The following is a 21,138-nucleotide window of genomic DNA, read 5'->3' on the forward strand; positions in this document are numbered from 1 at the left end:
GGGTGGATTAGCCTGCGATGAACCGGGGCTGAGCCAAATGCGACTTCAGGACAGCGGGCGCGCGATGTAGACAGCCGGTTGCGGCAACGGGACAAGATAAATGGACAGCATCAGGATTCTCGAACGGCTGATCGCCTTCCCGACGGTGAGCCGCGACTCGAACCTCGACCTCATCGGCTATGCGGCGGACCTGCTCGAAGCGGGCGGCGCCGCCTGCAAGATCATCCACAGCGCCGACGGGCATAAGGCCAACCTCTTTGCCACCATCGGCCCGGCCGACAAGCCCGGTATCATGCTGTCCGGCCACACCGACGTGGTGCCCGTCGACGGCCAGAACTGGACGCTGCCGCCATTCGCGATGACCGCGCGCGAGAGCAAGCTTTACGGTCGCGGCGCTGCGGACATGAAGGGCTTCGTGGCCTCAGCGCTCGCGGCCTGCCTCAAGGCCTCGAAGATGCAGCTTCGCATGCCGCTGCACCTGGCGCTCTCCTACGACGAGGAGGTCGGCTGCCTGGGCGTGCGCGACCTGATCGAAATGCTGAGCGCGGCGCTGCAACGTCCGCTGCTATGCATCGTCGGCGAGCCGACGAACATGCAGGTGGCGACGGGGCACAAGGGCAAGCTTGCGGCTCGCGCCGTCTGCAGGGGACGGGAAGGCCATTCCGCTCTCGCCCCGCTGGCGCTCAACGCCATCCATCTCGGCTGCGATTTCGTGCGCGCGCTGCGTGACGAGCAGGACCGGCTGGCCCGCGAAGGCGCTCGCGACGGCGACTACGACATTCCCTATACGACGGTGCATGTCGGCAAGATCAATGCCGGCGTGGCGCTCAACATCGTGCCCAACCTTTGCAAGATCGATTTCGAGATCCGCAACGTTGCCGCCGACGATGCCGCCGGCATTCTCGACAGGCTGCGCATTGCCGCGGCGCGTATTGCCGCAGACGCCGCGTCGATCGCGGCAGAGGCCGCAATCGACATCGAGATCACCAACACCTATCCGGGCCTCGACACGCCGGCCGCTTCGGAAGCGGTCGCCTTCGTCAAATCGCTCACCGGTGCCAACAGCACCATGAAAGTCGCGTTCGGCACGGAAGGCGGACTGTTCAGCCGCGATCTCGGCACGCCTGCCGTAGTCTGCGGACCGGGCTCCATGGCGCAGGGGCACAAGCCGGACGAATTTGTCAGCGTCGAACAATTGCGGCGTTGCGACGAGATGCTGGAGAGGCTGCTGACGCGGCTCACCGATGGTTAGAGCAATTCCAGGAAAGCGCGCAGCGGTCTTCCGTCCGGAATTGCGGAAAAACAAAGAATTGGAGCAGGTCAGCGATTACATCAAACGCTGAACTGCTCTGGCCGTAATATCGCTCATTTGACGATGCGTTCGGTGCCGAAGACGCCTTGCTCGACGACGAAGCGGCGACAGTGGTCGATGAAGGCCTGCACCGTCAGCCTGCGGTGCTCGGCATTCGGCAGCGCAATTCCCATGGTCAGCGGCCTGATGTCGCCCAGCAGCGGCACGAAGACCAGCAGCTTGCCGTCCGGCGACATGGTGTTGAGCGGCCGCATATTGGCGATGCCGTAGCCGAAACCATTGGCCACCATCGAACGCATGACGGCGATGTCGCCGGTGCGCTCGGCTATCTTGGGCCGCAATCCCTTGGGCTGAAATGCCGAGAGGAAATATTCGCGGCTATAGGGCAGATCGAGCAGCACCATCGGCTCGTCGACCAGTTCCTCGGGCGTGATGCCCGCCTTCGCCGCCAGATGATGCGCGGCCGGCAGCATCACATAGGCCGGCAACTGCATCAGCGGCTCGAACGTCATGTCCTGCGACAGTTCGAGATCGTAGGTAAGTGCTGCGTCTATTTCGCCACGCTGCAGCATCTCGAACAATTGCCCCTGGTTGCGCTCGAACTGCCTGACGCGCACATCCGGATAGGCGTCCTCGAATTTCCTGCGCAGCGCCGGCAGGACGATCTGCGCGAAAGTGAGCAGGCAGCCGATCGCCAGCGGTCCGCGTACCTTTTCCGCGATATCGCCGGCAATGTCGTGCAGCGCGTCCGCGTCGTTGAGCAGGCGCGCGGCTTCCTTGAGGAACAAGCGCCCGCCCGCGGTGAGCGCAAGGGCATGCGAATGCTTGCGCACGAACAGCTGCACGCCGAACTCAGCTTCGAGCTGGGCGATCGACGCCGAGATCGACGGCGGCGAGACATTGACCTGCTCGGCCGCCTTGGCAATCGAACCCGCTTCGCCGACGGCGACGAAATATTCGAGTTGTCTGAGCGTGAAGCGGAGCGGCATGGTCCTATGTTGCCGGTTTGCATCCTGTGATCAAGTCGGGCCGCTGCTCAGTACTTGATCCAGGTGGTCTTCAGCGCGGTGTACTTGTCGAGCGCGTGCAGCGACAGGTCACGCCCGAAGCCGGACTGCTTGAAGCCGCCGAAGGGCGTCATAGGGCTCAGCGCATCGACGGTGTTCACGGAAACCGTGCCCACACGCAATCGCTCGGCGATACGATGGGCGCGCGACAGGCTGTCGGTCCAAAGCGATGCGGCCAGGCCGTAGACGCTGTCATTGGCAATCCGCAGCGCCTCCTCTTCGCTGTCGAAGGCGATGACCGACAGGACCGGGCCGAATATCTCATCGCGGGCAAGCGGATCGTCGGGCGAAACGTTGTCGAATATCGTAGGCTGCACGAAGCTGCCGCGCCCATCGACCGCGACCCGGCCACCGCCGGTCACCAGCCGGGCCGACTTCTTGCCACCATCGATGAAACGCATCACCGCTGCGGCGTGTCGCGCGTCGACCATCGCGCCCATCCTCGATGCCGGGTCGAGGGGGTCGCCGGGTTGCGTCGCCGACGCGCGCTCAGCCAGTCTGTCCACCAGCGCATCCTTGATGCTGCGCTCCACCAGAAGCCGGGAATTGGCCGAGCACACCTGTCCCTGGTTGAAGAAGATGCCGAAGGCAGCCATGTCGGCCGCCGCATCCAGATCGCCGCAATCCGCGAACACCAGATTGGGGCTCTTTCCGCCCGTCTCCGGCCAGACCTGCTTCATATTCGATTGGCCGGAATATTGCAGGAACAGTTTGCCGACGGCGGTCGATCCCGTGAAGGCGAGGCAGTCCACATCCATATGGCGGCCAAGCGCCTGGCCGGCCGTCTCGCCGAGGCCCGGCACAACGTTGAGCACGCCGGCGGGCAAGCCGGCCTCCATGGCGAGCTCGGCCAGCCTGAGCGCCGAAAAAGGCGACTGCTCGGCCGGCTTCAGCACCACCGAATTGCCCGCCGCCAGCGCCGGCGCGCATTTCCAGGTCGCCATGTCGAGGGGGAAATTCCACGGCACGACGGCGCCCACGACCCCGACCGGCTCCCTCCGCACCAGAGCGAGGTCACCCTGGCCCGTCGGCGCCACCTCGTCATAGACCTTGTCGATCGCCTCGGCGTACCACTGGAAGATCGCCGCCGAGCCAGGCACGTCGATAGTGGCGGCGTCCCTCACCAGCTTGCCCATATCCAGCGATTCCAGCAGCGCGAGCTCCTGCAGGTTCTCGCGCAGCAACTCCGCCAGCCGCAGCAGCACCGCTTTGCGATGCGCGGGGCTCGTTCGCGACCAGACGCCGGCCTCAAAACTGCGCCGCGCCGCGGCAACGGCAAGATCGATATCCTCTCCCCCGCAGGAGGCGACTTCAGCAAGCGTCGCTCCCGTGGCGGGATTGATGCTGGCGAAAGTCCGGCCGGAGCGCGCGGGCACCGGCTTGCCGTCGATGAACGCCTTGTCGCGGAAGCGGATCGCGGACGCCTTGCCGATCCAGTGCTTATGGCTGAGTTCGCTCATGCTGGCTCCAGACTGTCGGGGCTACTCGTCACCGGGAACGCCGTAGCTCGGCGCATCGGACGGGTTGAGGGCGCGGGTGACGTAGGCATCGAGCTGAGGCTTGTAGATCTCCCACAGCGTTGCCAGCTGCTCGATCGGACACGCTTCCGTCCAGTCGCAACGCAGGTCGGCGACGGGCCAGGACACATCGCGCACCAGCTTCATGCCGGCGGAGCGGACAGGCCCGGCCTCGCCTCCGGCATGAAGCGCGGCGCGCATCGTTGCGATCAACCGGTCACCGAGGTCGCCTTCGGAGGCGAGATAGGCGTCGACCATCGCTTGCGGAACCTTGTCGTTGGCAAGCAGGTTGCCGCCGCAGGCGACGTCCTCGCCGCGCGCCTCGGCCCAGATGCCGAGCGCTTTCGGTCCCGAGTGAATTGCGCTGCCGCCGGCCGAGTCGACAGCCAGAACCTGCCGGTAGTCGGCGAAAGCGGTCGTGCGTTTCAGGATCGCGACGGCCTCAGCGGCGGAGGCGCCGCGCGCCATCAACTCCAATGCCCGTGGCCCGAGCGTCGGGTCGGTGACGTTCTGGCTGGCGACCGCGCCGACGCCGGCCTGCGCATAGGCGCAGCGCGCCGCGACCGCGGGGGACGACGAGGACACCGCCACCCCGAACATGCCCGTGCGCCGGCATCGCGCGACGATGGAAAAGGTCATGGCGCTCAGTCCGGGATGACGGCGGTGCCGTCGATCTCGACCAGCCATTCCGGCCGAGCCAGGGCGGACACGACCAGACCGGTCGAAACCGGGTGGACGCCTTTGATATATTCACCCATCGTCCGGTAGACGGCTTCGCGATGGCGGACATCGGTGAGGTAGACCACCACCTTCACCAGATGCTCCATCGTGCCGCCGCATTCCTCGATGAGCTGCCTGATGTTCTGCATGACCTTATGGGTCTGCTCGACGGGATCGTGGCTGTCGATGGTCTTGGCCGTATCGAGATCCTGCGGGCATTGCCCGCGCAGATAGACGGTCCGGCCGCCGCGCGTGACGACCGCCTGGCAGAGATCATTGTCGAGCTTCTGCTCGGGATAGGTATCCTTGGTGTTGAAGGTTCGAATTCGCGTATGCGCCATCTTGGTCTCCATCAGGGTCGGGCTCGCAGCGGTCGTCGGCTCTGGTCAGGCATCCACGGGCTCGCGCTTAGCGGCGGCGTGATAGGCCAGATATTTTCGCTGCGTCGAAATACGGTCGGCCACGTGCTTGGCATCATGCCAGACGCCCCAGATGAAACTCGACCCTCTTCGCGACTGCCAGGGCAGCCCCAGGAAATAGATCCCTGGCTCGGTCGAGACGCCGCGATGGTGCCTTGGCCGGCCCTTCTCGTCGAAAGCATCGACCTTCAGCCAGCTGTAATCGACGGCGAATCCCGTCGCCCAGATGATCGCCGCTACCCCAGCCTCGGCCAGGTTGAGCTCGCCAAGCGGATTTGTCACGCATTCCGGATCGGGGTCGATCCGGCGCGCCGAGGGCTCTTCCGCAAGGTCGAGACCGTTGCGAGCGACATAGGCGTCGGCTTCGTCCAGCAGCGACATCAGGTTGGCGTCACCGCGGGCAATGTTTTTCGCAAGGTCGGGCGCGAAAGTCATGACACCGTCGTGGTATCTCTTGGTCATGCCGACGAGCGTAAGTCCCTGCGCGGCCAGGCGACGGAAATCGATCGTTTCGCCGCCACGCGCGCCGCTGACCGCGATCGTCACATGTTCCGTGCCGGGTCCCGGAGTTTCGAGGTCCCATTTGCCGAGGACGCCCAGCCACCAGCAGAAATCACGCCCGCGATAGGCCCGCGGCGGACGATCATGCGGGCCGACCGAAAGATAGACGCGCCTGCCGGCGCGCTGGAGCTCATCGGCAATCTGCACGCCTGAGGATCCCGCGCCGACCACCAGCACCGCGCCTTTTGGCAGCTGCGCCGGGTTGCGGTAGGCGCTCGAGTGGATTTGCAGGATGCCAGTATCGGCAGGAATGACGGGCGGGATGACGGGGACCTGGAACGGACCGGTCGCGGCGACGACGCTGTTGGCCTCGATTACGCCATCCGACGTCTCGACGCGGAATCCGGGCCGACCGACATTTCTCTGCACAAGCTTGACCTCGACGCCGCAACGGATCGGCGCATCGATCTGCTTTGCATAGGCGACGAAATAGTCGGCGACCTCCTCCTTGGAAGGAAAGCCATCGGGACCGGTCACGGGAAACTCCATGCCCGGGAACCGGTCATGCCAGGCCGGACCATTGGCAACCAGGGAGTCCCACCGCTGCGAGCGCCAGCGCTCGGCGATCCGGCCACGCTCGAGAACAAGATGCGGTACACCGCATTTGCTCAGGTGCTCGCTCATAGCCACCCCCGCCTGGCCGCCGCCGACGACAAGCGTGTCTACCTTCTCAACCGACATATCCACGTCTCTTTCGATGGGGCTTTCGCCGCTGTGATGGAGGTCCGTCTTGGTTTACTGGCGGGCCGCAGGAGCGAAAATTATGATTTCATGTGTCAGTGCTTAGCTTATCCCTAAACGCTGGAATGCGAACGCCGAGGGGCACTCAATTCGAGCGATCACGATCGGCAAAACCACCTCCGGACATCGAGAAAAGCTTAGGCAGACCCTAAGCACGGGTGCTGGAAAAAGTAATTCTTGTGCCCGGGATTTGGTGGTTCCCTGCGTCACCCCGCATCAGAGCGACGATCGCTGAGAGTGAAATGGCGCGAGAGACCCTTTACGCAAACGGCGCGCTATACACGGTCGATGCGGCGAATCCCGTTGCCGAGGCGATGCTGGTTCGCGGCGACCGCATCGCGGCTGTCGGCTCGTGGTCCACCGTCAAAGCGCAAGCATCCAAGGACGCCGAAATCGTCGATCTTCAGGGCCGGTTCGCAATGCCGGCCTTCATTGACTCTCACGTCCATTTCGCCTGGGGAAGCAAATATCTCGATGAAGTGCGGTTGCGCGAGGCCAAGACCTTTGGCGACGTCCTCGACCGGTTGAAGGCCTATTCGCAAGCCCATCCCGACCGCGCATGGATCGTGGGCAGCGAATTCAGCTACGGCTACCCCGATCTCCCCGAAGGCGGCTTCCACAAATCGCTTCTCGATCAAGTTGTTGCCGATCGCCCGGTTTTCTTCCGCTCCGGCATGGCTCACGCCGCCTGGGTGAACAGCAGGGCGCTGGAGCTTGCAGGCATCACGCGGGACACACCCGATCCCGAAGGTGGCGAGATCGTGAAAGACGAGAGCGGTGAGCCGACCGGATGGTTGAAGGAGAAAGTGTGGTCCAAGTTTGAAGCATTGGTCCCTCAATCCGCGCAATCGGATATGCGATCGGCGCTGCTCTCCGCCATCAAGGAAGCAAACCGTTTGGGACTGTCGCGGGTCCAAAGCGCGGGGACGGATGACGAAGCAGTCCCCTTGTTGGCTGAGATACTCGCGAACGGTGAACTGAGCCTGCGCTTCACGCTTTCGAGCATTGCCAATCCGGATTCGAACCTCGACGAGGTGATTGCGCGCGTATCGGGATGGCGGAACGACCTTGATCCCGCCTTTCTCGACGGACGTGTCATCAAATTCTTCCTGGACGGCGTCCTGGAATCCCACACAGGCCTCATGCCTCAGGGCTATGCCGACAAACCGGATCAAACCGGAACCTGCCTGTGGAATGCGCCGGCTTATAATGCGGCCGTCAGCCGTGCGCAGCAGGAAGGCTTTCAGGTCTGGACGCACGCGATCGGCACCGGCGCCATCGAAATGGCCCTCGACGCATATGCATCGGACGGAGAACGCTCGCGGCAGCGCCGGCCACGGGTCGAGCACTGCGAAATACCCACCGCGCGCGACATCGAGCGTTTTGGCCAGATAGGCGCGATAGCCAGCTTCCAGCCCGCGATGATCTATCCGCGCGACCAATGGCTGGGGATGGAGGGCCTTTGGGAAGTGCGTGTCGGCTCCAAGTCCTTGCCGCGCGCCTTTCCCGTCCGCTCCGTTATCGAGGCCGCCGGTGCCGTCGCGTTCGGTACGGATTGGCCTATCGTCGATCTCAATCCCCTCGTCGGCATCAGGAATGCGGTGCTGCGTCAAAGCCGGGATCATCAGCCGGAAGCAGGCTGGGTCCCGCAGCAGAGGATCACCGTCGCGCAGGCGCTCCACGCCTATACGCTGGGCGCGGCCTTTGCGGGCCACCGGGAAAGGGATGAGGGCAGTCTGGCGGCGGGCAAACTCGCCGACTTCATCGTTCTTTCCGATAATCCGCTGCAGGTCGAGCCGGACAAACTCGCGGATATCAAAGTGCTGAAAACGATCGTCGGCGGCAAATCGGTCTGGGAAGAACCCACGGCTTGAAACCGCGTCTTTGGGGGTTGGATGGAAGCGGCTGAATTTGACTACATCGTCGTCGGCGCCGGTTCGGCCGGTTGCGTGGTCGCCAATCGGCTGAGCGCCGACCCGTCCGTCAAAGTGTGCCTGATCGAGGCCGGCGGCAGCGACAACAGCCTGCGGGTCAAAGTGCCGGCAGGCATTCTCTCGCTCTACGGCAACCCCACCTACGACTATTGTTTCGTCGGCGTGCCGCAGCCTCGGCTCAACAACCGCAGGATTCCGGTCAACCGAGGCAAGGCGCTGGGCGGATCGAGCTCGATCAACTCGATGGTCTATATTCGCGGCGCCGCCGAAGACTATGACGAGTGGGCCGGGCTCGGCTGCGCCGGCTGGGCTTACCGCAACGTGCTGCCCGTGTTCAAGAAACTGGAGCGCAATCTGATCGCCCAGGACCCGCGCTATCACGGCATCGACGGCGAGCTGCTGGTCGACAATCCGCGCGATCCGAACGTGCTTTCCGGCATGTTCGTCAAGGCCGGGAAGAATGCCGGCCTGCCCGCCAACACCGACTTCAATGCCGAGCGCCAGTTCGGCCTCGGGGTCTACAATGTCACGCAGGACCGGGGCCAGCGCTTAAGCAGCTTCAGCGCCTTCATGCGTCCGGTACTCGATCGCAAGAACCTGACACTGCTCAGCGAATGCGAGGTGATCGACCTAGTCATTGCCGAGGGGCGCGCTAAAGGAATGCACGTGCGGCACGAGGGCCAGCGGAAGACGCTCTCGGCCAGCCGGGAGATTGTGCTCTCGGCCGGCGCCATCAACTCGCCCAAGATCCTGATGGCGTCGGGCATCGGGCCGGCAGCCGAGCTGCAGCAGATCGGCATCACGCCGGTTCTCGATTTGCCGGGCGTCGGCAAGAACCTGCAGGACCATGTCGACGGCATGATCACCGTGCGCTCCAGGAGCACCAGGACGCTCGGCCTGTCGATCGCCAACCTGCCGCGCATCGCGGCGGCGCCCTTCCAGTATTTCGCGCGCCGCAAGGGCATGCTCACCACCAACTATGTCGAAGCCGGCGGCTTTGCCAAAACCAGATACGCGAACGGCCTTCCCGACATTCAGTTCCACTTCGTGCCCGGCTATCGCAGCCATCGCGGCAGGCTGATCGAATACGGCCATGGCTACGCCATTCACACCTGCGTGCTCCGGCCGAAAAGCGTAGGCGAGATCAGGCTGTCACGGGACAGTTTTCGCCGGGACGTCTTGATCGACCACCGCTTTTTCGCGGACGATGAGGACGCCATGGTGCTGGTCGAAGGCATCAAGATCGCGCGCAAGATCCTTGCCGCATCCGAGTTCGACGAGGTGCGGGGCAAGGAGATGCTTCCGGGCAAGGATGTCCGCAGCGACGACGAAATCCTCGCCTATCTGCGCGCCGAAGCGCTGACCGTTTACCACCCGGTGGGGACCTGCAAGATGGGAACGGACGGCATGGCCGTCGTTGACCCGGCAACCCTGAAAGTTCGAGGCCTGGATGGGCTTCGGGTCGCGGATGCCTCGGTCATGCCGAAGCTGATCGGCGGCAACACGAATGCGCCAAGCATGATGATCGGGCAGAGGGCTTCGGAGATGATCCTTGGCTCGGCGTGCAACGGCGGCAAGTAGGTCGCCGCTGTTTCGGCGAGTCATCGCGAACGTCCCGGAATTGATGACGCCGAGGCGTCGCCGCGGTGCCGAATTCTGATCCGCTGCATCCCTCGGCCAACGTCACGGAATGGATCCTCGGGTCTCCGCGTCCGCTTCGCTCCCGCTCCGCCCGTGGATGACGAAGCTGAGAGGCTTCGGCCAATCCCCAGCGTCTGCGCTGATTTCACGGAAATGAACGGTGAAAATCTTGCCGCCGACAAGCCTGCAGCCTTTTCAGAAACCCTGTGTCGAGAGACTAGTTTAGTGATCCTCGTCGATCTCGTCATGCAAAAGGCCAAGGATGCGGCGCTTGAGCGCGATGAAGTCGGGTTCGAGGATCACGTCCATCGAGCGCGGCCGGGGAATGTCGACCTTGATCTCGGCCTTGATCTTGCCGGGCCGCGCCGTCATCACCAGAACGCGATCACCCAGCACCAGCGCCTCGTCGATATCGTGGGTGACGAAAAGCACCGTCTTCTGCTGCCGCTCCCAGACGCGCAAAAGCAGCTTCTGCATGGTGCCGCGCGTCTGGCTGTCGAGAGCGCCGAAGGGCTCGTCCATCAACAGCACGGCCGGGTCGTTCGCAAGCGCGCGCGCGATCGCCACGCGCTGCTTCATGCCGCCTGAGAGTTGCGCGGGATAATGATCCGCGAAGGGCGCAAGGCCGACCTCGTTGAGATACTGGTCGACGATCTGCTTGCGCTGCTCTGTGGGCAGACCCTTGCGCTTGGGCCCGTACTCGATGTTGGCGCGCACCGTGAGCCAGGGAAACAAGGTGTAGCTCTGGAACACCATGCCCCTGTCGGCGCCGGGTTCGACCACTTCCCTGCCATCGACCTTGATGCTGCCAGAAGTCGCGTCATTGAGGCCGGCCGCAAGATAGAGCAGGCTGGACTTGCCACATCCCGAAGGGCCGACGATGACGCAGAATTCGTTCCTGGCCACCTTCAGCGACACATCGTCCAGCGCCAGCACGCCATTGGCGTCGCCGTAGCGCAATGTCACATCTTCGACGGCCATCGTGGTGCCGGCCGACCGCGGATCGCCGACCGCCGAGGCCGCTCCGGCCGGATTGTTCGCCTTGATGGATTCGGTCATTGCTGCCCTTGATCCGGCTGCGGTTTGCGAGGATGCGTTCAAAATCAAGGTGCCCATGGCGCGACCCTCGCTCGGATGATGCGGAATGTCGTGTCGGTGATGAGGCCGAGAAGCCCGATCGCGGCGATCGCCATGAAGATCACATCGACCTGGAAGCCGCGCATCGCCTTCAGGCTGATGTAGCCGAGGCCGCTCGACGCCGCGACGAGTTCCGCCACGACCAGATATGTCCAGGCCCAGCCCATGGTAACGCGAAGCGTGTCGAGGATCGCGGGAAGTGCTGCAGGGAAAATGACATGCCACACCGCCTCGCTGCGCTTGGTGCCCAACGTGTAGGAGGCGTTGACCAGGTCCCTGGACACGCTGCGCGCACAATCGGAAATCATCACGAGTTGCTGGAAGAAGGTGCCGAAGAAGATGACCGCTATGCGCTGTTCGATGCCGATGCCGATCCAAAGGATGAACAGGGGCACGAAGGAGGTGACAGGCAGATAGCGGATGAAGTTGACCAGCGGCTCCAGCGGCGCCTGCACCGCCCGGTAGGTGCCCATCCACAGCCCCAGCGGCACCGCGATCAGCGAGGACACGATGAAGCCGAGAAGCACCACCTTGGCGCTGGTCAAAGTGTGGTAGAAAAGGCTGCCGTCCAGAGACATGCGATAGGTCGTCTGCAGCACCGTTCCGGGTGTCGGCAGGAACATGTTCGGCACGATGCGGCCATAGGACAGGAGAGCCCAGCCGCCGATCACGACGACCCACATCGCCAGCGCGAGCGTGGTTGCCGTGGTGGCGGGAATGTTGGCGAATGGGGTCGTCAGGCGTGTCCACGCCGTCCGCCTCTGTGCCATTAGATGGCCTCCGTTGATTTAAGCGCGTAGCGCTGGAAAACGCGGCCGGCCCCGGGAGGCCGACCAACTCTGGCTTTCGGAAAAACGCTGCCGGCCCGGACGGGCCGACCCCGGCGATCTCGAAGGCTCACTGCTCCTTGATGAAATCGGTATCGAGGATGGTTTTGGCGTCGATCGTCATCTTGAGCTTGCCGGCCTTGCCCCAGATGTCCTGCGCGAAATTCACCAGATTGGACGCCTCGCTCTTCTCAGGGGTGCCGAAGAAATCGAGGTTGCGGGCACGATCGTAGTAGCGCACGCCCTTGGCGCCGGCGGCGAAGTCCTCGGGCTTTTCGAGATAACCGCCAATGCCCTTGGCCATGATCTCGTAGGCCTTGTCCGGGTTGGTCTTGATGTATTCGACCGCCTTGTAATAGCCCTTGACCAGGGCCTTCACGTCCTCGGGATGCTTCTCGATCAGGTCGCATTTAAGCGCGATCACATCGACGATCAGGCCAGGCGTGGTCGTGGAATCGATCAGCACCTTGCCCTTGCCGCCCTTGCGGACTTCGGTGAGGTGCGGCTCCCAGGTCACCGCGGCGGGAACCTGGCCGGCGATGAACGCGGTCGCCGCATCATCGGCGGTCATGTTGGTGATGGTGACGTCGTCCTCGGTCATGCCTTCCTTTTTCAGGAGCACGTTGAACCAGAATTCGGATATGGAACCCTCGTTCAGGGCCACCTGCTGGCCCTTCAAATCCTTCAGCGACTTGACGTCGGCCTGCGTGACGACGCCGTCGCCGCCGTGGCTGTCGTCGAGCGCCAGCACATATTTGAAGCAGAGCTCGTCCGAGCGGTACTTCATCAGCTCATCGACGGTGGACGCGGCGCCATCGAGGTCGCCACCGGCGACCGCCGCCATGTAAAGCGCTGATTCTTCGATGACCTTCAGGTCGACGTCAACGCCGGCCTCCTTGAAGTAACCGAGGTCGCGGGCAAGAAACAGCGGCCCGTAGCCAACCCAGGTGGTCATGCCGAGGCGAATGGCGCCTGCGTTGGCGGGAGCGGCAAGCCCCAGGCCCAGCAGGCCTGCGCTGACCGCGGTCATCAGGCAATTTCGGAATGTCTTCATTGTCGTGGTTCCCCATGGCTGTTGCTGGCATCGGCCCATTCGAACGGCCTATGCCAAGCGGTGTTTCGGCAGCCGCTCTCTTGTTATGCGTCGCCTCCCGGGCGGGCCTAGCGTGTTCTAGGCCCTGCAAGAGAGCATCCGGGCCGGGTCGCCAAAAGAAGTCTTTTTCTGTCCTTTGCTTCGCCGAAACCGAAGCGACCGGCCAGCGGGGCGGCTCGCAGCATCCGGGGGCGGATCGCGAAAGGTTGCGCCCGGCAGTCGAAATAAAATCATGCGGCAGGGCTGCTTTTTTGCGTGCCGCAGCTGGTGCCGGAAGAACTGGCTGCGGAGGCGTGGACTGCTGCGACCACCCCCATCCGGGGCTGAACTACCCCAGAGTTTGGCTGGCGAGGGCATAAGTCATCGGGGCAGTTGCATCGCCGACGGAATAATCGGCGAGGCGTTTGCCCATCGACATGGTCAGCACGGTGTCGAAAACAGGCATTCCGCTGTGCGACAGAAATGCGCCGAACTCACGGCTCTCCATATGCGTATCCACCCGGACAAAGCTGCCCAAATGCTCGGTCACGTGCGGTCGAACCACCGCGATGGCATCGGCATCGTCCTTCGCCACCACAGGGCCGACGACGTGGCCACGGCCGAACGGGCGGCATAGGGCGAAGGCCTTAAGTGCCCCAGCGTCGAAGAGCCCGTAGCCGATGGACTGGTCGAACAGCTTTTGGACAAGTGCTTCCCTGCGAACCCCGAAACCGGCCGCGTCGAGCGCGATGATCGCCGGCACATGCTCCACCCGCAATCGCCGCACCGCGCTATCCGCCTTTTCCATGCCTGCCGACCCAATCGCATGGACAATCCCCTGGCATTGATAAACGGTCTTCTCCGGCTGGAAGTCGAGCGAGAGATAGAGCCGCCTTGCTGCACGGGTTGCATTGAGGCGCAAGTTGCGGTCGACGACCTTGTCGAAGACCCGCTTCATCAGCCATTGCCCCGCCCCCAGCGTCTGAAGTCGCGGCGAGGTGATGACCATCCCCACCGTCGACAGGCCATCGCCATGCTCGAACCACATGGCCGAACCGAGAACCCTGCCGATCTCGTCGAGCGCCACGAGGCCTTGTCCTGTTTCGCGCAGGAACTGCCAATCCTCTGCCCGATGCGGCCACCCCACCGACAGGGAGAGCGCATGCAACCGGTCCAGCTCGACACCTTCAATGTCGGCGATCCGCATTGAGAAGGCATCGATTTTCAAGCTTCCGGACGGCTTCAATTTCCTGCCTCTGAAAGATCGCGAAGGGGTGACACACAACACAATGGCCGCACCTGCCCCTGTCAACGCTAAACAACCAGACCGATACGATTTGCTCGAATGCCGCGTGCCAACGCAAGATTCAACTGAAACACTTCCGCTTTCGGCACGCAATCGCGAAGGAATGCATACATTCTCTGCGGCAATTCTGTAGTTACGGCCGGCCGCGCCGAACCCGGCGAACCCGAAAATGCCTTGAGGGCTGGAATGGACGTCTTCGTCATCCTCGACCGTCTCGTCGCCTTTCCGTCGGTCGCCGGCAAGCCGAACGGCGACATTGCGGGCTGGATCGAGGCCTATCTCGGCGAACATGGCGCAAAGGTCACCCTGCTGCCCGGGCCTGAAGGCGACCGTTCCAATCTTTTCGCGACGATCGGCCCCGCCGATGTCGCGGGCTATATCCTGTCCGGGCACATGGACGTCGTCCCCGCCGGCGAGCCGCAATGGAGCTCGCCCCCCTTCACGCTGCGCCGCGAGGGTGAACGGCTCCATGGACGCGGCACCACTGATATGAAGGGGTTTCTGGCCGCAGCGCTCGCGGCAGTGCCCGCGCTGACGAGACTGCGCCTTGCCAGGCCAATCCACCTTGCCTTCTCCTATGACGAGGAGGTGGGATGCCGTGGCGTGCCGCACCTGATCGCCCGCCTTCCCGAACTTTGCGCGAAGCCACTCGGCGTCATCGTCGGTGAGCCGAGCGGCATGCGCGCCGTGCGCGGCCACAAGGGCAAGGCGGCCGCTCGCCTGACGATCCACGGGCGCTCCGGCCATTCCTCGCGGCCCGATCTCGGCCTCAACGCCATCCACGCCATGGCCGGTGCTCTGAGCGCGGCCGTCGGCGAAGCCGAGCGGCTGACGCACGGTCCATTCGACCTTGCCTTCGAGCCGCCCTACTCCTCGCTACAAGCGGGCGTGGTGACGGGCGGGCAGTCGGTCAACATCATTCCCGGCACTTGCACGCTGGACCTGGAGGCTCGCGCCATACCCGGCGTGGACCCGGCGAGCCTGCTCGCGCCGGCCAAGGCGCGGGCTGAGGCCCTTGCCGCCGACGGCTTCTTGGTCGAGTGGACGCCGATGAGCGCCTATCCGGCGCTGTCGCTGCCACAGGACGCGCAGCTGGCTGAATTGCTGGGCGAACTGACCGGCGAAGCGCCTTCAGCGGCCGTCAGCTACGGTACGGAGGCTGGCCTTTACCAGGCCGCCGGGATCGATGCGATCATTTGCGGACCGGGCGATATCGGCCGCGCCCATAAGCCGGATGAGTACATTCTCACCGGTGAACTCGCCGCCTGCCAGCGATTGATCGAGGCGCTGGGCGCCCGCTGCGCGGCCTGAAGGGAACCGGAATGACGTTCCTTTTCAATTCCGATGCGCAGCGCGGCTCGATCTTCGCCGAGGCGTTCGCCAAGGAACTGCCGGACGTCCCCTTCACGATGGATGGCGCGACGGTTCATCCCGACTCCGTACGCTATCTCATTACCTGGACCGCGCCGGAAGACCTCGCGCGCTACAGAAACCTGGAGATCCTGTTTTCCATTGGCGCCGGCGTCGATCAGTTCCGCCTCGATACCTTACCGGAACAAGTGAAGATCGTGCGCACGGTCGAGGAAGGCATCGTGCGCATGATGCAGGAATACGTGACGCTGGCCGTGCTCGCCCTGCATCGCAATCTGCCCGCCTATCTGGCACAGCAACGCGCCGGCGAATGGCGTGACATCCCACAGCTGCAGGCCGGGTCGCGCCGGATCGGCGTGCTCGGCCTCGGGCAACTTGGGCAGGCCGTACTCGATCGCCTGAAGCCCTTCGGCTTTCCGCTCGCCGGCTGGAGTCGGTCGCCACGCCAAATCGAGGGCGTGACCTGCCACTATGGCGAGCTCGGGTTGGAGCGGACGCTGGCTGCCAGCGACATACTGGTCTGCCTGCTGCCTCTGACCGAGGCGACGCGCGGGTTCCTCGATGCCGACCTGTTCGCGAAACTGCCGGAAGGCGCGGCGCTCGTCCACACCGGCCGGGGGCCACAGCTCGCCCATGAAGCCCTCATCGCCGCGCTCGATAGCGGGCATCTATCGGCCGCAATCATCGACGTGACCGATCCCGAACCGCTGCCTGAAGGCCACCCGTTCTGGGCTCATCCGAAGATCATCCTGACCCCGCATGTCGCCAGCGTCACCCAGCCCTCGACCGCCGCGCGGTCGGTCATCGAGAACATCCGACGCCACCGCGCCGGTCTCGACCCCATCGGGCTCGTCGACCGCTCGCGCGGTTATTGAAGTCCAACCCGAAAGGCCATCCTTTGTCCCTGCTCAAGTCCGTCGACACCAACCCAAGCTTTTCACCGCGCGAATCCGAGGCGCTGCCCGAACGGCTGATCGCCGGCTGCCCCGCCTTCAAGACCTGGGCGCAGGACGCCGCCAAGGACGACCTCGTCCATACCGGCGTCTGGGAGGCGACGCCGGGTGAGACGCGCTCGGTCAAGGGGGAGACGTTCGAATTCTGCCACATACTCTCCGGCGTGGTCGAAATCACGCCCGACGCTGGCGAGGCGGTGACCTACCGCGCCGGCGACAGCTTCGTGATGAAGCCTGGCTTCACCGGTGTCTGGAAGACCATCGAGACGGTGCGCAAGATATACGTGACGGTAGGGTAGCGTCCGCGTCAGGCGCTGACCTCGGCGGAAGATTTTGCTGTCCCTTGCCCCCAGCACGCAACATTCGTCGGCGGCGGATCACCGAACAGCGCATGCTGCGTGCCGGCACGCGTTAGGCTCGGGCCGTTGCTGCCGAGCGGTTTTCCCATGAGCCTGAGCTTCGATCCTGACACGATCCCCCTCCCCGTTGGCCATTTCGTCGGCGGGGAGCTGATTTCGGCCGAGGGTGCGATCGAGATGCGGCGTCCTTCCGACGGCAAGGCTTATGCCGCCTGCCCCGTGGCCAGTGCCGACGTGGTGGACCGTGCTGTGGAGAGCGCCAAGGCGGCGCTGAAAGCCAGCAACTGGGGCGGCGTTCGGCCGCGCGAGCGCACCAGGGCGCTGCAGGCCTGGGCCGACCTGATCGAGGCCGAGGCCGCAACGCTTGCCAGGGTCGAGGCGCTATGCTCGACCCGGCCCGTCGGCCAGCTCGTCGCCGGCGACATCGCCGTCACCGCCGAGCAGATTCGCTTCTTTGCCGAATTCGCCGACAAGGAAGGCAGCGAATTGGCGCCGACCGACGACGCCAGCCTCGGCATGATCATGAGCGAGCCCTATGGCGTGGTCGGCGCGATCACGCCCTGGAATTTTCCCATCTCGATGGCCGGATGGAAGCTCGGCCCGGCGCTGGCCGCAGGCAATGCGGTTGTGTTGAAACCTTCCGAGATGACGCCGTTCTCGGCTGCCTATTTGGCGCAGCTTGCCGTCAGAGCTGGTCTGCCGGCCGGGCTGATCAACGTGGTCTTGGGCGATGGGCCGACCACCGGCACGGCGCTGACCGGTCATCCCGAGATCGCCAAGGTCAGCTTCACCGGCTCGACCCGCGCCGGCTCGGCGATCATGGAGAACGTCGCGCGCACCGGCGTCAAGCCGATGACGCTGGAGCTCGGCGGCAAGAGCCCGCAGCTCGTCTTTGCCGATGCCGATCTCGACAAGGCGGCGGCTGCGATCGCCGGCAGTGTCACCTTCAACGCCGGCCAAGCCTGCGTGGCCGGCACGCGCCTGATCATCGAAAAGAAGGTGGCCGACAGGCTGACCGCTGCGATCCTGGAGAAATTGAGGGCGGTGCGGCCCGGCCCGACCTGGGATGAGACGACGCAGTATTCGCCGATCATTTCGGAGCGGCAGCGGGCGCGTGTCGACGGCATCGTGCGGGCAGCGGTCGCGGCCGGCGGCGAATGCCTGACCGGCGGCAACGCCATGGACGATCCGGGCTATTTTTACGAGCCGACGCTGATTGCCAATGTCGACCAGGCAAATCCGGCGATCGTGGAGGAAATCTTCGGTCCTGTTCTGACCGTCCAGAGCTTCGAGACCGAGGAGGAGGCCCTGGCGCTATCCAGCCATCCGACCTACGGGTTGGCTTCCGGCCTGTTCACGACCGACCTGTCCCGCACGATCCGTCTTGCGCGCAAGCTCGAAGCAGGCACCGTCTGGGTCAACCGCTACAGCCGCTCGCGCGACCATATCCTGCCGACCGGCGGCTACAAGCGCTCCGGCATCGGCAAGGATCTCGGCCGCGAGGCCTATCTCGCCAACCGCAGGACCAAGAGCGTCCTGATCAGCCTCTAGAGAGATGCCGATGAAGTCCTATTCGATCGCCCTGATCCCCGGTGACGGCATCGGCCGCGACGTGACCGCCGCCGCCTGGACGGTATTGGAAACGGTAGCCAAACAGTCCGGCTTTGCCTTAACCGGAACCGAATTTCCCTGGTCCTGCAAATTCTACAAGGAGACCGGCCGCATGATGCCGGAGGAAGGCATCGACACCTTGCGCGGCTTCGACGCCATCCTGCTCGGCGCGGTCGGCTGGCCGGCGGAGGTGCCGGATTCCGTCTCGCTGCACGGCCTGCTGCTGCCGATCCGCAAGGCATTCGTGCAATACGCCAACATCCGCCCGCACCGCCTGCTGCCGGGGGTGACGGGGCCGCTGCGGGCTGAGAGCTTCGACATATTGTGCATTCGCGAGAACACCGAAGGCGAGTATTCGGGCGCCGGCGGGCGCGTGCATCGAGGCACGCTGGACGAGGTCGCCGTCGAGACCTCGATCTTCACCCGCGCCGGCGTCGAGCGCATCCTGCGCTTCGGCTTCGAGCAGGCGCGGGCGAGGCGCGGCAAGTTGGCCTCCGTCACCAAGTCCAACGCCCAGAAATACTCGATGGTCTTCTGGGACGAGATCACGCGCGAGCTGGCGGCGGAGTATCCTGATGTCACAGTCACCAGCTACCACGTCGACGCGCTCGCCGCGCGCATGATCATGGCGCCCGACAGCCTCGACGTGGTCGTGGCCTCCAATCTCTTCGGCGACATCCTGACCGACATCGGCGCGGCGATCCAGGGTGGGCTCGGCTACGCCGCTTCCGCCAACATCAACCCCGGCCGCTCGGCGCCGTCGATGTTCGAGCCGGTGCACGGCTCGGCGCCCGACATCGCCCATCTCGGCATCGCCAATCCGATCGCCACCATATGGTCCGGCGCGATGATGCTCGATCATCTCGGCGAAACAGCCGCTGCCGGCCGCATGATGAAGGCGCTCGAAGCGACGACCGCGCGCGGTATTGGAACCGGTCCCGGCAAAGACAGAACTGACGCCATAACAGCCGCCGTCGTCGCGGCGCTCAGCTGAATGCAAGGTCGTCTGCAATGAAAAACCTGAAGGACAAAAGCCTGTTCCGCGAAGCCGGCCTGATCGGCGGTGAATGGGTCGCTGCCGGCTCCGGCAAGACCGTCGATGTCATCGATCCGGCGACGCAGGCCGCCATCGGTACAGTGCCCGATATGGCCGGCCCTGAAACGCGCGCGGCCATTGACGCCGCGGCCTCCGCCTATCGGGATTGGAAGAAGAAGACCCATGCCGAGCGCGCCGCGCTGCTGGAGGCCTGGCATGGGCTAATGCTTGCGCATCTTGACGATCTGGCGCTGATCCTGACCACGGAACAGGGCAAGCCACTGGACGAGTCTAGAGGCGAGATCCGCTACGGCGCGTCCTTCGTCAAATGGTTCGCGGAAGAAGCGCGCCGCATCAACGGCCACACCATCCCCTCGCCCACGCAAGACCGCCGCATCATCGTGCTGAAGGAACCGGTCGGCGTCTGCGGCATCATCACGCCGTGGAATTTTCCCAACGCGATGATCACCCGCAAGGTCGCGCCGGCGCTGGCCGCTGGCTGCACGGTGGTGATCAAACCGTCCGAGTTCACGCCCTATTCGGCGCTGGCCCTTGGCGTGCTCGCCGAACGGGCCGGCATCCCGGCCGGCGTCATCAACATCGTCACCGGCATGCCGGCCGAGATCGGCAACGAGATCATGTCGAACGAGACGGTGCGCAAGATCTCCTTCACCGGCTCGACGCGGGTCGGCTCGCTGCTGATGCGCGGCGCAGCCGACAGCGTGAAGCGGCTCAGCCTCGAGCTCGGAGGCAACGCCCCCTTCATCGTCTTCGACGACGCCGACCTCGACCTCGCCGTCGAGGGCGCGCTCGTCTCGAAATTCCGCAATGGCGGCCAGACATGTGTGTGTGCCAACCGCATCCTCGTCCAGGCTGGAATTTATGAGGCGTTCGCGGCGAAGCTCACCGCCCGCGTCAACGCCATGACGGTGGGGCCCGGCACGCAGCCCGGCGTCGCCATCGGGCCGATGATCAACATGGCGGCGGTCGAGAAGATCAACCGCCATGTCGAGGATGCGCTCGCCAAAGGTGCTGCGATCGTCACTGAGAAACCGCCGCTGCCGGAGGGCCCGCAATATGTCGCGCCGCTGGTGCTGACCGGCGCCACAGCAGAGATGCAGCTCGCCGGCGAGGAGACCTTCGGCCCGGTCGCGCCGCTCTTCCGTTTCGAGACCGAAGAGGAAGCGATCGCACTGGCCAACGGCACGCCCTACGGGCTTGCCTCTTACTTCTACACCGAGAATTTGAAGCGCGCCTGGCGCGTTGGAGAGGCGCTGGAGTTCGGCATGGTCGGGCTCAACACCGGCTCGGTCTCGATGGAAGTCGCCCCCTTCGGCGGCGTCAAGCAGTCCGGCCTCGGCCGTGAGGGCGCGCAGGCCGGCATCGAGGAATATCTCGAGATGAAGAGTTTTCATATGGGAATAGGGCAGTAAGGAGTAGGGCAGCAGGGCAGCAGGGAATAGAGCACTCCTTACTGCCTTACTGCCTTACTGCCTTACTGCCTTACTGCCTTACTGCCTTACTGCCTTACTGCCTTACTGCCTTACTGCCTTA

General features: G+C 64.2%; 19 protein-coding genes. 10 read left to right on the forward strand and 9 right to left on the reverse strand.

Features of this window, described 5'->3' with window-relative positions; translation table 11 throughout:
- Positions 1-100: 100 nt before the first annotated feature.
- Positions 101-1,252 carry an acetylornithine deacetylase gene (gene argE / locus ACWGS9_RS07855; RefSeq protein WP_454504702.1) on the forward strand — a complete coding sequence of 384 codons (1,152 nt, stop codon included), beginning with the start codon at positions 101-103 and terminating at the stop codon, positions 1,250-1,252.
- Between the two features lie 113 nt (positions 1,253-1,365).
- On the opposite strand, the gene ACWGS9_RS07860 is transcribed toward argE (ACWGS9_RS07855), so the two are convergent.
- Genes ACWGS9_RS07860 through ACWGS9_RS07880 form a run of 5 tightly spaced genes read right to left on the reverse strand, consistent with a single transcriptional unit; the run spans position 1,366 to position 6,277 of the window.
- The gene (locus ACWGS9_RS07860; protein WP_454504703.1) at positions 1,366-2,301 is read right to left on the reverse strand and encodes a LysR family transcriptional regulator; all 936 of its coding nucleotides are present in this window, start codon (positions 2,299-2,301) and stop codon (positions 1,366-1,368) included.
- 47 nt (positions 2,302-2,348) lie between these two features.
- The gene (locus ACWGS9_RS07865; RefSeq protein ID WP_454504704.1) at positions 2,349-3,839 is read right to left on the reverse strand and encodes an aldehyde dehydrogenase; all 1,491 of its coding nucleotides are present in this window, start codon (positions 3,837-3,839) and stop codon (positions 2,349-2,351) included.
- 21 nt (positions 3,840-3,860) lie between these two features.
- Positions 3,861-4,535 (reverse strand): DUF1028 domain-containing protein, encoded by a 675-nt coding sequence (locus ACWGS9_RS07870; protein WP_454504705.1) that lies wholly within the window; start codon positions 4,533-4,535, stop codon positions 3,861-3,863.
- A 5-nt stretch (positions 4,536-4,540) separates the two neighbouring features.
- A complete protein-coding gene (locus ACWGS9_RS07875) occupies positions 4,541-4,957 on the reverse strand; it encodes a RidA family protein (protein ID WP_320215312.1) in 417 nt (138 codons plus the stop codon).
- A gap of 45 nt (positions 4,958-5,002) precedes the next feature.
- Positions 5,003-6,277: a flavin-containing monooxygenase gene (locus ACWGS9_RS07880; RefSeq protein ID WP_454504706.1), complete on the reverse strand. Its 1,275-nt coding sequence runs from the start codon at positions 6,275-6,277 to the stop codon at positions 5,003-5,005.
- Positions 6,278-6,579: 302 nt separating this feature from the next.
- On the opposite strand from ACWGS9_RS07880, the gene ACWGS9_RS07885 reads away from it, so the two are divergent.
- Entirely contained in the window at positions 6,580-8,211 is a 1,632-nt protein-coding gene (locus ACWGS9_RS07885) for an amidohydrolase (protein ID WP_454504707.1), read from the forward strand.
- 21 nt (positions 8,212-8,232) lie between these two features.
- A complete protein-coding gene (locus tag ACWGS9_RS07890) occupies positions 8,233-9,852 on the forward strand; it encodes a GMC family oxidoreductase (RefSeq protein WP_454504708.1) in 1,620 nt (539 codons plus the stop codon).
- A gap of 282 nt (positions 9,853-10,134) precedes the next feature.
- On the opposite strand, the gene ACWGS9_RS07895 is transcribed toward ACWGS9_RS07890, so the two are convergent.
- From ACWGS9_RS07895 to ACWGS9_RS07910, 4 genes are all read right to left on the reverse strand, one after another.
- Complete coding sequence (locus ACWGS9_RS07895) at positions 10,135-10,893, reverse strand: ABC transporter ATP-binding protein (RefSeq protein ID WP_454504754.1); 759 nt, start codon at positions 10,891-10,893, stop codon at positions 10,135-10,137.
- A gap of 122 nt (positions 10,894-11,015) precedes the next feature.
- Positions 11,016-11,819 carry an ABC transporter permease gene (locus ACWGS9_RS07900; RefSeq protein WP_454504709.1) on the reverse strand — a complete coding sequence of 268 codons (804 nt, stop codon included), beginning with the start codon at positions 11,817-11,819 and terminating at the stop codon, positions 11,016-11,018.
- A 127-nt stretch (positions 11,820-11,946) separates the two neighbouring features.
- Positions 11,947-12,930, reverse strand: coding sequence for an ABC transporter substrate-binding protein (locus ACWGS9_RS07905; protein WP_454504710.1), 984 nt, complete (start codon positions 12,928-12,930; stop codon positions 11,947-11,949).
- A gap of 367 nt (positions 12,931-13,297) precedes the next feature.
- Positions 13,298-14,155: a GNAT family N-acetyltransferase gene (locus ACWGS9_RS07910; RefSeq protein WP_454504711.1), complete on the reverse strand. Its 858-nt coding sequence runs from the start codon at positions 14,153-14,155 to the stop codon at positions 13,298-13,300.
- Here ACWGS9_RS07910 and ACWGS9_RS07915 point away from each other — a divergent pair.
- The 7 genes from ACWGS9_RS07915 (at position 14,139) to ACWGS9_RS07945 (ending at position 21,017) form a co-directional block, all read left to right on the forward strand.
- Positions 14,139-14,387, forward strand: coding sequence for a hypothetical protein (locus tag ACWGS9_RS07915; protein WP_454504712.1), 249 nt, complete (start codon positions 14,139-14,141; stop codon positions 14,385-14,387). The two genes, ACWGS9_RS07910 and ACWGS9_RS07915, sit on opposite strands and share 17 nt — an antisense overlap.
- Before the next feature lie 53 nt (positions 14,388-14,440).
- Positions 14,441-15,565, forward strand: coding sequence for an acetylornithine deacetylase (gene argE / locus ACWGS9_RS07920; RefSeq protein WP_454504713.1), 1,125 nt, complete (start codon positions 14,441-14,443; stop codon positions 15,563-15,565).
- An 11-nt stretch (positions 15,566-15,576) separates the two neighbouring features.
- Positions 15,577-16,500: a 2-hydroxyacid dehydrogenase gene (locus tag ACWGS9_RS07925; protein ID WP_454504714.1), complete on the forward strand. Its 924-nt coding sequence runs from the start codon at positions 15,577-15,579 to the stop codon at positions 16,498-16,500.
- 23 nt (positions 16,501-16,523) lie between these two features.
- On the forward strand, positions 16,524-16,877 hold the full coding sequence (locus tag ACWGS9_RS07930; RefSeq protein WP_454504715.1) for a cupin domain-containing protein: 354 nt from the start codon (positions 16,524-16,526) through the stop codon (positions 16,875-16,877).
- Between the two features lie 147 nt (positions 16,878-17,024).
- Positions 17,025-18,488, forward strand: a complete 1,464-nt coding sequence (locus tag ACWGS9_RS07935; RefSeq protein ID WP_454504716.1) for an aldehyde dehydrogenase family protein — start codon at positions 17,025-17,027, stop codon at positions 18,486-18,488.
- Between the two features lie 10 nt (positions 18,489-18,498).
- Entirely contained in the window at positions 18,499-19,542 is a 1,044-nt protein-coding gene (locus tag ACWGS9_RS07940; protein WP_454504717.1) for a tartrate dehydrogenase, read from the forward strand.
- Positions 19,543-19,559: 17 nt separating this feature from the next.
- Positions 19,560-21,017: an NAD-dependent succinate-semialdehyde dehydrogenase gene (locus tag ACWGS9_RS07945; RefSeq protein ID WP_454504718.1), complete on the forward strand. Its 1,458-nt coding sequence runs from the start codon at positions 19,560-19,562 to the stop codon at positions 21,015-21,017.
- Positions 21,018-21,138: the final 121 nt, after the last annotated feature.

The sequence above is a fragment of the Mesorhizobium sp. Arg314 genome, from assembly GCF_053714275.1.

Coding starts and splice junctions, on each gene's coding strand:
- argE (WP_454504702.1), top strand. CDS start 101: ATGGACAGCATCAGGATTCTCGAACGGCTGATCGCCTTCCCGACGGTG.
- ACWGS9_RS07860 (WP_454504703.1), bottom strand. CDS start 2,301: ATGCCGCTCCGCTTCACGCTCAGACAACTCGAATATTTCGTCGCCGTC.
- ACWGS9_RS07865 (WP_454504704.1), bottom strand. CDS start 3,839: ATGAGCGAACTCAGCCATAAGCACTGGATCGGCAAGGCGTCCGCGATC.
- ACWGS9_RS07870 (WP_454504705.1), bottom strand. CDS start 4,535: ATGACCTTTTCCATCGTCGCGCGATGCCGGCGCACGGGCATGTTCGGG.
- ACWGS9_RS07875 (WP_320215312.1), bottom strand. CDS start 4,957: ATGGCGCATACGCGAATTCGAACCTTCAACACCAAGGATACCTATCCC.
- ACWGS9_RS07880 (WP_454504706.1), bottom strand. CDS start 6,277: ATGTCGGTTGAGAAGGTAGACACGCTTGTCGTCGGCGGCGGCCAGGCG.
- ACWGS9_RS07885 (WP_454504707.1), top strand. CDS start 6,580: ATGGCGCGAGAGACCCTTTACGCAAACGGCGCGCTATACACGGTCGAT.
- ACWGS9_RS07890 (WP_454504708.1), top strand. CDS start 8,233: ATGGAAGCGGCTGAATTTGACTACATCGTCGTCGGCGCCGGTTCGGCC.
- ACWGS9_RS07895 (WP_454504754.1), bottom strand. CDS start 10,893: ATGGCCGTCGAAGATGTGACATTGCGCTACGGCGACGCCAATGGCGTG.
- ACWGS9_RS07900 (WP_454504709.1), bottom strand. CDS start 11,819: ATGGCACAGAGGCGGACGGCGTGGACACGCCTGACGACCCCATTCGCC.
- ACWGS9_RS07905 (WP_454504710.1), bottom strand. CDS start 12,930: ATGAAGACATTCCGAAATTGCCTGATGACCGCGGTCAGCGCAGGCCTG.
- ACWGS9_RS07915 (WP_454504712.1), top strand. CDS start 14,139: ATGTCGGCGATCCGCATTGAGAAGGCATCGATTTTCAAGCTTCCGGAC.
- ACWGS9_RS07910 (WP_454504711.1), bottom strand. CDS start 14,155: ATGCGGATCGCCGACATTGAAGGTGTCGAGCTGGACCGGTTGCATGCG.
- argE (WP_454504713.1), top strand. CDS start 14,441: ATGGACGTCTTCGTCATCCTCGACCGTCTCGTCGCCTTTCCGTCGGTC.
- ACWGS9_RS07925 (WP_454504714.1), top strand. CDS start 15,577: ATGACGTTCCTTTTCAATTCCGATGCGCAGCGCGGCTCGATCTTCGCC.
- ACWGS9_RS07935 (WP_454504716.1), top strand. CDS start 17,025: ATGAGCCTGAGCTTCGATCCTGACACGATCCCCCTCCCCGTTGGCCAT.
- ACWGS9_RS07940 (WP_454504717.1), top strand. CDS start 18,499: ATGAAGTCCTATTCGATCGCCCTGATCCCCGGTGACGGCATCGGCCGC.
- ACWGS9_RS07945 (WP_454504718.1), top strand. CDS start 19,560: ATGAAAAACCTGAAGGACAAAAGCCTGTTCCGCGAAGCCGGCCTGATC.